This is a genomic window from bacterium (assembly GCA_024228115.1).
Classification (GTDB): domain Bacteria; phylum Myxococcota_A; class UBA9160; order UBA9160; family UBA6930.
Genome location: JAAETT010000661.1, coordinates 1 through 10358, shown reverse-complemented (window position 1 = coordinate 10358; position 10358 = coordinate 1). Strand labels below are relative to the sequence as shown.

Annotated in this window: 6 protein-coding genes; 4 read left to right on the top strand and 2 right to left on the bottom strand. The window is 63.8% G+C overall.

The window, feature by feature from the left end; translation table 11 throughout:
* Positions 1 to 134: 134 nt before the first annotated feature.
* Positions 135 to 2132 carry a DUF3604 domain-containing protein gene (locus GY937_27565; GenBank protein MCP5060473.1) on the bottom strand — a complete coding sequence of 666 codons (1998 nt, stop codon included), beginning with the start codon at positions 2130 to 2132 and terminating at the stop codon, positions 135 to 137.
* Between the two features lie 167 nt (positions 2133 to 2299).
* Positions 2300 to 3706 carry a glutathione S-transferase gene (locus GY937_27560; protein ID MCP5060472.1) on the bottom strand — a complete coding sequence of 469 codons (1407 nt, stop codon included), beginning with the start codon at positions 3704 to 3706 and terminating at the stop codon, positions 2300 to 2302.
* Between the two features lie 248 nt (positions 3707 to 3954).
* Here GY937_27560 and GY937_27555 point away from each other — a divergent pair, with 248 nt between their 5' ends.
* The 4 genes from GY937_27555 to GY937_27540 all read left to right on the top strand — a co-directional run bounded on the left by GY937_27555 (position 3955) and on the right by GY937_27540 (position 10259).
* The gene (locus GY937_27555; GenBank protein ID MCP5060471.1) at positions 3955 to 4947 is read left to right on the top strand and encodes a hypothetical protein; all 993 of its coding nucleotides are present in this window, start codon (positions 3955 to 3957) and stop codon (positions 4945 to 4947) included.
* Positions 4948 to 5082: 135 nt separating this feature from the next.
* The gene (locus GY937_27550) at positions 5083 to 6279 is read left to right on the top strand and encodes an efflux RND transporter periplasmic adaptor subunit (protein ID MCP5060470.1); all 1197 of its coding nucleotides are present in this window, start codon (positions 5083 to 5085) and stop codon (positions 6277 to 6279) included.
* Between the two features lie 3 nt (positions 6280 to 6282).
* Positions 6283 to 9444 (top strand): multidrug efflux RND transporter permease subunit, encoded by a 3162-nt coding sequence (locus GY937_27545; GenBank protein MCP5060469.1) that lies wholly within the window; start codon positions 6283 to 6285, stop codon positions 9442 to 9444.
* Entirely contained in the window at positions 9444 to 10259 is an 816-nt protein-coding gene (locus GY937_27540; GenBank protein MCP5060468.1) for a TolC family protein, read from the top strand. Before GY937_27545 ends, GY937_27540 begins: the two co-directional genes overlap by 1 nt.
* Positions 10260 to 10358 lie beyond the last annotated feature (99 nt).

The following is a 10358-nucleotide window of genomic DNA, read 5'->3' as shown; positions in this document are numbered from 1 at the left end:
TGATGAGTTACGTGGACGGACACAACGATGATCCCACTCCCTTCGTCTGGTCCAAGACAGCAGAAGAGATCATCGAAAAGGTTGGCAGAGCCAGGCGCGCGCTGGATAATGCCCCAACAGCGTGAATCACATCACTAGGTGCCGGGAAGAACCTGGATCGGCGAGGACCAGGCTCGCTCCTGGAGCGTCTTCGCCAGATCGGAGCGCGGCGGAACCCCGGCGCGCAGCGCATCCCATGTCGACCAGCGACAGGTCGGATTCTCGAGCACGCGGGCGTAGTAGAAGGCGCGCTGGCCCGGGGCGAAGTCCGGATCATGCCAGAGGGCTCGCAACTGCGGATCGCCGACGTTTCCGGTCGTGGAGCAATCCGTGAGGTCCACCCCTGCACCGTTGTCCGGGCAGCGGTTCGTTTCGGGGTCAACGGACGCGCCGCCCGAACAAGCCACGTCGTAGACGGCCTCGAAGGTTTCGCCTTCGGCGTCTACCCACCCCTTCACGATCTGTAGCCGCTGGAGCGGCGTGCCCGTCGGGTCGGCAAGTGCCCAGAGCAGGAACCCCGGCGCCTCTCCGGCGGCTGCGGGCAACTGGCTCCCCATGCTCACGCCACTCGCGTAGGCCCGGGCCACGGCTTCCGGGGAATCGAGCAGGTCGTCTCCGAAGCCGTAGCCGGCGAAGAAGCGGAGCCGGATGCGTGGACCCGAGGTCGCGAAGGTCTCCTTGCGACGGAACGCCTCGTAGATCGCGTCCCGCGTGTTCTCCTCGGCCCACACTCCGGTCAAACCCGATGCGCCGAAGGTTTCCGTCGGACCATCGATGTAAGTCTTTCCGTCCACCTCCTTCAGCTGCTTGGGCGCCATGATGCCCATCAGGAACGAGGGAATCAGGGGAACCGGAACGGCTCCGCGCAGTTCTCCGGTGGCGTCCAGCAACCCGACCTTCGAAAAGAAATTCGACTCGTCATCGGAGGTTGCCGCGGTATGCGTATCGCTCGCACCCACGAAACCGAACTCGTACGGATTCGTGAGGCCCTGGCTCTCGAGCGCGAGCCCCCTGCGCAGGGCTTGACGCACGTAGCTGCCCGAGGGCTCGCTCGGAAGCGTCGTTCCCACGCGGAAAGGCATGATCTCGAAATCCGAGAACTCATCGTTGGGGGAGAGGGCGGGATGGGTCTCGGAGGTTCCCTTGACCTGGGTGATCTCGACCAGCGGCTCGTTGCGGATGCGCCGCTCGGTGTAGGCATCGTCCAACGGATTCCCGGCCCAATCCACGAGCTTGAACATCTGCCCATTCGAACCGTTCGAGTTGTGCGGAATGGCGAGGCTCTCGATTCCCTCGGCCCGCAGCCCGTCCATCCAATCCCAGAGGCCTTCCGGGTTCTGCGAATGGAACCTGGAGAATGGCACGGCGGGGAGCTCGTCGGTGCCCTTGAAGATCACGTTGCGGTGCAGGTTGCCGCGGTCGTCGGTGGAAGACGTGTACTCGTAGGCGACGAAAGTCGTGAAACGTCCCGGCCGGTTGAACGACTCTGCGGCGTCCACTGAATCCTGCCATGCCGTGCGTGTGATCTCGAGCACCGCTTCGCGCTCGATCGTGCCATCTCGAACTCCGGCGATGATGGTCGGGATGAAGCCCGAAAAAATCTTGATGCGTTTCTGGAGGCTCAGCAAGCCCGTATTTCCTGGCGCGTTCAGATCGTGAAGCGGCTTCGCAACTTCGAGCCTGGAAAACGCGGTCGACGTATCGGCCGCCGCTTTCACAACGCCGAGGAACATCGCGTGATCCGTCACCGCGAAGAAATCGAGGGGCTCGCGCAACTGGACATCGAAGCCGCCAGGGTGCCGGATGGCCTCCCCGGTGGCATAGCGGTAGGCGTCGTAAGGGGTGGCGATGGTGCCGAAGGCAAAGGCGTCGAATGAATAGGTCGTATGGACGTGGAGATCACCGAAAAAGGCTCTTCGATCGGGGTCTCGCGGCGCGCGAAGGACGAGCGTCTCGCCGTCCGCCTCGAAGACAGCACCGGGGGTGAATTTCAGCGCCTCCTTCAACACGTCTCCCTCGGACTTCGAGCAGCCGAGCGAGGCCAGGAGCAGAAGGGCAAGGAGAAGAAGACTTCCGCGCATTCCACGACTCATTTCACGAACCCTCCCACCGGCAAGGACGAAACGATAGAACGCCTGGGCCTCCTGGCCCACGGGGCAGGCGTGGGTCGCACGATAGCGGGAGGGGCTCCGTCTGCGGCCGGAGGCCTGGGGGTCGGCATGTCGCCCCGCGGGCGTCTATCTCTCGTCGATGCAGGAAATCAGGCCGGTGCCGAGAAGAGTCTCCCGCCTTCCTTGCGGATACGACAACCTGCCAGGAGGCTACCGAGCTCGAGCAGTTCCGGGCCGCCTTCGAAGCCCGCCAGAAGCTCTTCGATGGCCGTGCGACCTGCGGCATCGGCGGTGCAAGCGGCCAGCACACGTTCCAGCCGTCCGAGCATCCAGACCTGGTAGGGAATCACCATCCGCCGACCGGACGCTCCGCCAATCCGGTACTCGTGGGTAAGCGCTCCGTTCCCAGTCTGGAGTTCCATGAACCCGGGCGCGGCAGTGAATGACTTGCCCGGCAGCTCGTCGCCGAGTTCGTGGGCATCGCTCACGATGAAGGCTGTCAGTACCTCGACTGCGTCACGCAACACGGGCCACATCTCTTCGAAGAAGATCGCCAGTACGGGCCGTAACGTGTCGGGGATTGCATCGTTCGGAAGCCACTCTCCCTCGTCGCTCGTTGCAGGCCGGCCGATCAGCGTACCGCCATCCGCATCGAGGGAGTAGAGCTTCTGGCCGTACCAGCGCGCGTTCAACGCGCCCTCGCCATTCGTGCGCTCCACCCATTCTGCCACCAGTGGGAACCAGACGCGCAACGCAAAGCCCGGCACCGCATCACGGTAGAGGTGAGCGTAGAGGGGTCCGAGCAGGCCGAAATCCGCCAGGTTCGGCTGGCCCCCGAATACGTAGTCGTGCACACCGAAATGAGCTTCCAGGCGCTGGAGCAAACGATGCTGACTGGCCTGCCAGGCGTGCTCGGTCTTCTCGTCGACGCCTAGATGCACGAGCCCCGCATAGGTGCCCTTCGGTTCGCTGCGCGAGGTAGAGATCCCGAACATGGCCTCGAAGAAACCCGCCCCAGCAGCACGGCGCGCCGGCCCCGGCATGTCTGCGGCCAGCACGGCTCCCCATTGTTGCTCGTTGAACCCCCGATGGGAGAGCTCTCGCCCATCCTCGGAGTAGTACCAGCGCTGCCAAAAAGACGGAACCAACACCCACTCGTCGGCCAGCAACTCGATCAAGTAGGAGGCCAGGCATTGCCGCGGCGCGCTGGCCGCATCCTGACCGACCGGCGGCTCCGGATGTGCCGCCTCCACGAAATCGATGATCTCGCTGGTGTCCTGCACCCAGGTGCCATCGGGGGCCTCGAATTGAGGCACCGCCGGCGTGCCGGACTTCGGGATGAGCAGCCCGGCCGCCAGTTCCGGCGTCGCCAGGACATCCTCGAACCCGGGGCCCAGTGCCCCGTGGTGCTGCTTCCAGCGCAGATAGGCTCGGGCCTTGCCGGAGAAATAGCTGTGTTCCCAGGAGAAGAGACGGTACATGCCCGGCAGCTTACCACCCCGCGCCTTTGCGCCACCGACCTCCACCGCGATCCGGAATCTGCAGAGCCCGGGCACGCCTCTCCTCAGCCGTCCATCTCGGAAGGTTGCTAGGCGCCGGCTGTGGGTGTTTCACCTATCAAGGCTGAGGCGATCTGGTGTGGCAAAGCGCCAGGTCGCCACAGTCGTTGATCCTTTTCGATTTCCTCGGTCTGGGAATGCGATTAGTTCAGCTGCCAGACCACATCCCTTTGAAAGCGCCGCGGCGTACCCGCCTGCGGCAGATCACAGGGGGAACTCGAGATGGCACTCTGAACGTTCTTCGTATGCGCCGGCATCGCCCTGCTCGTGGTGACGGCCGCACCCGCATCTGCCACGACAGTGCAGGACTCCTGGATCCTGAAGCTCAACGCTCCGTTGCAGAGCATCTGGTCCCGAGGCCTGCAGGGGAACTTCGACCCCGACCCATCGTCGAGGTCGACACGCGACCCGGGGTGACCCAGGGGAGCTCCATCACGGTGGATATGTTTGGCTCTCTCGGAACCGTCTCGGGAAACGTGGAAGGGAATCTGGTCGTCGACCACCCGTCCAGTCTTGCCGCCCCCGGCAACCTCTCCCTTCGAGTCATCTTCGACCCCATCGCCGACGAGTCGAAGATCAAGACACAGCTCGGCGGGAAGCTCGGCTCGAGGATCGACCTGAGGATCAAACCGCCCATTCTTCCGGCATTCAACGTCGGCGGCCGACTGGCGGACGTGGACATCGCGCTCGAGACCGATCTCGACTTCGACTACATGTCGAAGACCACCTTTCTCAGCATGGATAGCCAGAAGATCACCGGGATCGGGTTCGACGCGATCATCGCAGTTGCCGACCTGGAGCTGCAGATGGAGCAGACGGTCTCCTTCAGCCTGGGTGCGGGCGGGGTCGTGGGGTTGATCACGGCTACGCACCTGGACAGCGGCTTCACGAGGACGACCGCATTCGGAGCAGCCGACGCCTGGGTGCCCTGGAGCGTGCTCCTCGATCGCCCCGGGTATTGGCAGATCGCCTTTGGCGACATCTCCCTGAACTCGAACAGATTCTCCCACCGGTTGGACGTGAATCTCGTGGCGCGGTTATGGGCGCTCGTCCTCGGCGACCTTGGCCGCCTCCAGGCAGGAGTGACGGTCTTCCAGGGTACGCCGTTCGAGCTGATCTTCGACAAGGTCGACTCTCTCGGTAGCTTCGACGTCCATGTCCCCGAGCCCGGCGTCCTTCCCCTTCTCCTGTTGGCAGGCGTGATGGCCCGGCCTTTGGGCCTCTGCCAGGGGATCTGAAGAAGTCCAGCTGACTGCACCTGCCAGAGTCGGCACAGCGCGCCCTTGGGCTCGAGGGCCTGATGCGCTCCTGCGCGAGAGGCGAATTCTCCGCGGTCTCGGTTACCATGGTGCGCCCTTTTTGAGGAGCCACCCATGCCGACCCGGATGCTCGCGCTCGCGTTGGTGCTGGCGCCCCTCTCTTGGGCATGCACCGATGCCGCGCCGCCGGAGCCGCCGCCGCTCGAGGTTTCCGTTGCGCAGGTGCTCCAGCGCGATCAACCGATCAGCCTCGAAATGGTCGGGGAGACCCGGGGATCTGCCGACATTCCGATCCGCGCACGGGTCGAGGGCGTGATCCTCGGCATGCATTTCACGGAGGGGCGCCAGGTCGAGGAAGGCGACCTCCTCTACACGATCGATTCGAGCCCCTTCGAATCCAAGGTCGTCGAGGCCAAAGGCTACCGGGCAGAGGCTCGCACACAGCTCGCCAAGGCGAAGTCGGACCTCGATCGCATCCGCCCCTTGGCGGAGATGCGTGCCGTCAGCCAGGTCGATCTCGACGGGGCCGTTGCCCAGTACGAAGCTGCGCTCGGCGGCGTCCAGGTGGCGGACGCGCGGCTCGCCCAGGCAGAGATCGAACTCGAATACACGTTGATCCGCGCGCCGATCTCAGGGCGAATTGGGATCACCGAGGCCAAGGTTGGCGAGTTCGTAGGCCAATCGCCGAACCCGGTCGTGTTGAATTTCGTTTCGCGCACCGATCCGATCCGCGTGCGGTTCTCGATCGACGAGAGGCGCTACCTCCAGATTGCCAGAAAGATCCGTGAGCTCGGAGGCGAAGAGATCCGCGCGGAATCGGGGCCCATCCTCGAACTGATCCTGGCGGATGGCACCGTCCACGAACATCCCGGTAAGACCAGCGCGGTCGATGCGGCGGTCGATCCCAAGACAGGGACGTTCACCCTCGAGGCGGACTTCCCCAATCCGGAAGGGCTCGTCCTGGCCGGGCAGTTCGCTCGTGTGCGGGCTGCCGTGGAAACCCGAAAGGATGCGCTACTCGTGCCGCAGCGCGCGATCAGTGAGCTGCAAGGGATCTTCCGCGTCTACGTCGTCGGCGACGATGGAAGCGTCGGCCTGCGCGCGGTCGAACTCGGCCCGAAGATCGACAAGCTGCAGATCGTCGAGAAGGGCCTCGCTGCTGGCGATCGGGTCGCCATCGAGATCGCGCGATTGCGACCCAAGATGAAGGTGAAGCCGAAGCCGGTTCGCCTCGCCGACGATGGCAGCGTGATCGAAGAACCGGCGCCCAGCGGCGACGCGGCGGAAGGCAAAGAAGCGGGCGGAGCCTGAGCCGTGGCTGAGTTCTTCGTCCGCCGCCCGATCGTGGCGATGGTGATCGCCATCGTGACGATGATCGTCGGCCTGGTCGCTCTCCAGGGCCTGCCGATCGCCCAGTACCCGGAGATCACGCCGCCGATGGTGTCGGTCTCCGCCTCCTACATCGGCGCCAACGCCACCAACGTAGAGCAATCCGTCGCCACCCCGATCGAGCAGAAGGTCAACGGGGTCGAGAACATGCTCTACATGAAATCGACCAATTCGAGCGACGGGCGGATGAACCTGCAGGTCTCGTTCGAGGTGGGCACAGATCTCGACATGGCGAACGTGCTCACGCAGAACCGCGTGTCCGAAGCCCAGGCCTTGTTGCCCGAGGAAGTGAAGCGCCAGGGCGTCACGGTCAAGAAGAAGCTTTCCTTTCCTCTGCTCCTGCTCTCGATCGTTTCCCCGGGCGGCACCTACGACGAACGCTTCCTGACGAACTACGCGACGATCAACGTCATCGACAGGATCGCCCGCATCCGCGGCGTGGGTCTCGCAGAGGTGTTGGGCGGGAGCGTCACCGAGTATGCGATGCGCATCTGGGTCAAGCCGGACCAGCTTGCGAAACTCAACCTGACGGTCGCGGATCTCCGCCAGGCCATTCAGCTCCAGAACACACTGGTGCCGGCGGGCCAGATCGGCGGTCCCCCTGCTCCAACAGGGACTGAATTCACCTACACGGTGAAGACCTCGGGGCGCTTCGAGACCGCGGAGCAATTCGGCCAGGTGGTGGTTCGCTCGAATTCGGACGGCTCCCAGGTGCTGTTGCGCGACGTGGCGGATGTCGAACTCGGCGCCCAGAACTACCTGATCAACGCCCGCACGGATGGACAGCCCACCGCGCTTCTGCAGGTCTTCCAGCTTCCAGATGCGAACGGTCTGGAGGTGGCCGCGGAAGTCTTCGCCGCCATGGACGAACTCGAGGAACAATTTCCGGACGATATCGAGTACGTGGTATCCCTCGACACGACGCTCCCGATCACGGCGGGCATCCGCGAGATCGTGATCACGCTCTTCCAGGCCATCGGTCTGGTCATCCTGGTCGTCTACATCTTCCTGCAGAGCTTCCGCTCCACGCTGATTCCGACGATCACCGTACCTGTCTCATTGATCGGCGCCTTCGCGGTCTTTCCGTTGCTGGGCTTTTCCGTCAACACGCTCTCCCTGCTGGGGCTCGTGCTCGCCATTGGAACCGTGGTGGACGACGCCATCGTCGTGGTCGAGGCCGTGACGACAAAGATGGAGGGCGGCCTCAACCCGCGGGACGCCACGATCGCGGCGATGAAGGAAGTCTCCGGCCCCATCGTCGCTACTTCGCTCACGTTGATCGCGGTCTTCGTCCCGGTCGCGGCCATGGCCGGCATTACTGGACGTCTCTACCAGCAGTTCGCGATCACGATCGCCATCTCCGTAGCGATCTCCTCGATCAATGCACTCACGCTGAGTCCGGCCCTCTCCGCCTTGCTGCTCAAACCGCCTGGCGAGGAGAAGACCTCCTTCGCGCGCTTCTTCGGCGCCTTCAACCGGGGCTTCGAAAGCGTCACCCAGCGTTTCATGGTCATCGCCCACTTCTTCAGCGAGAAGCTGGTGCGGGCCATCGTCGTCCTCTTGGGAATCGTGGTTGGCACGGTGGTCTTGTTCGGCGCCGTGCCGGCCGGATTCGTTCCCGAGGAGGACCAGGGCTACGTCCTCGCGGCCTTCATGCTCCCGGATGCGGCCTCCCTTCAGCGCACCGCCGAAGTGATGACGGATGTCGAAGCCATCATCGACGGGATCGACGCGGTAAAGAACAACACGACAGTCGCCGGTTTCAGCATGCTCACCGGTACGACTGCCCCCAATTCCGGCTTCGTCTTCATCCAGCTGAAAGATTGGGACGAGCGCACGGATCCCCAGGATCACGCGACCCAGATCGTGCGCCGATTGAACGCTGCCTTCGCAACACGGCTGGAGAGCGGAATGGCTTTCGCCTTCGGCCCGCCGGCGATTCCGGGTCTGGGTACAGGCTCCGGGTTCTCGATGATGCTGCAGGATCGCAGCGGGAACGAGCCGGGCTATCTGGCGGAGCAGGTCCAACGCTTCACCCGGGCTGCATCCGAGCGCACGGAAATCGCAGGAGCGAACAGCCTGTTTCGCGCCAGCGTTCCGCAGATCTTCCTCGACATCGACACGACGAAGGCGTTGAAGCTCGGTATTCCTCTCGACGACGTGAACACCGCGATCGGCGCCTTCCTGGGCGGCGCCTATGTCAACGATTTCAATCGTTTCGGACGACTCTACAAGGTCTACATCCAGGCGGAGCCGGAGTACCGGGACGACGTGGGTGCCCTGCGCTTCTTCTACGTGCGCAACAGCGATGGAGAAATGGTCCCACTCTCGACCCTGGTGACCACGAGCCGCACTGCCGGCGCTGAGTACACCAATCGCTTCAACCTCTTTCGCGCGGCCGAAGTCACTGGTCAGCCGGCCGCTGGCTACAGCTCGGCCCAGGCCCTCTCGGCACTCGAAGAAGTCGCGGCAGAGGTGCTCCCGCCGGATATGTCCTTCGGCTGGAATGCCATGTCCTTCCAGGAAAAGGCGGCCGAGGGCAGCGTCGTGCTCGTCTTTGGCATGGCACTGGTCTTCGTCTTCCTGATCCTCTCCGCCCAGTACGAGAGCTGGTCGCTGCCGCTCTCGGTACTCCTCGGTGTGCCGATCGCCATCTTCGGCGCGATAGCGGGGCTGTGGATCATGCGCCTCTTCAGCGAGAGCTATGTGAACAACGTCTTTGCGCAAATCGGTCTGGTCATGTTGATTGGCATGTCCGCAAAGAACGCCATCCTGATCGTCGAGTTCGCGAAGCTCGAGCGGGAATCCGGCAAGAGCGCCTTCGACGCGGCCATGGAAGCGGCCCGTCAGCGCTTCCGCCCCATTCTCATGACTGCCTTCTCGTTCATTCTCGGCGTGCTGCCCCTGCTCGTCGCAACCGGTGCCGGCGCCGAGGCCCGCAAGGTGATGGGCATGACCGTCTTCAGCGGGATGCTCGTCGCAACCGTCTTCGGCGTGTTGCTCGTACCGGCGCTCTACATCCTGGTCGACGGCGTGGTGAATCGCAGGAAGGCATCCGGAGAAGAGCGAACAGGAGGGGACGCCTGATGCGTCGACGAATCTTCGCGCTGCCGGTGCTCAGCTTCTCCCTCGCGCTTGGCTGCGCCCTGACACCCGACTACGAGCGACCCGATCTCGGGCTCCCCGACGCGTTCGTGCAGCCCAGCGACCAAGGCGAATCGGTCGCCAACCTGAGCTGGTTCGACACGTTCAGTGATCCGGCGCTTCGTGCGCACATCGAAGCCGCACTGGCGGAGAACCAGGATCTCGCAGTGGCTGCGGCGCGCATCAGCGAAGCACGAGAGCTGGTGACGGTCGTGCGCGCGAACCAGTTCCCGTTCCTCGATCTCTTTTCCGGCACAGGGCGCGGCCGTCAGAGCCAGATCCTCCTGCCCGGATCATCCACGAGCGATAGCTTCTCCGTTTCCGGCGATCTCTCCTTCGAAGTCGATCTCTGGCGCAAGCTCTCTCGCGCCACCGAAGCCTCGCGAGCCGACCTGCTCGCCACGGAGGCCGCCTATCGCGGCGTGACGATCCGCCTGGTCTCCGACGTCGCGAGCACCTACCTGTTGCTGCGGGACGTAGACGCCCGTCTCACCATCGCGGAGCGAACCCGGCTCGGACGAACGGACAGCCTGAACATCATCCAGGCGCGTTTCGAGAAAGGCACCATCCCGGAGCTCGACGTCAACCAGGCACAGATCGAGCTGGCCATTGCCGAAGTGGCGACGGCGAGCTTTGAGCGCCAGGTGGTGCAAACCGAGAACGCGCTGCGCGTGCTGCTCGGGCGCTACCCGGGGGCCATCGACCGGGGGCGGCCTCTAACCCGAATAATTCATGAAGAAGTCGCGTTCCTGAATTGAAGAAGGCCCCAGTTGCGGTAGAAACGTGTTGCGACACGCGTTTCCCCTCAACAAGGGCCCCTTCATGAAGCCGGATACTACCGCACAGACTGTCACCTT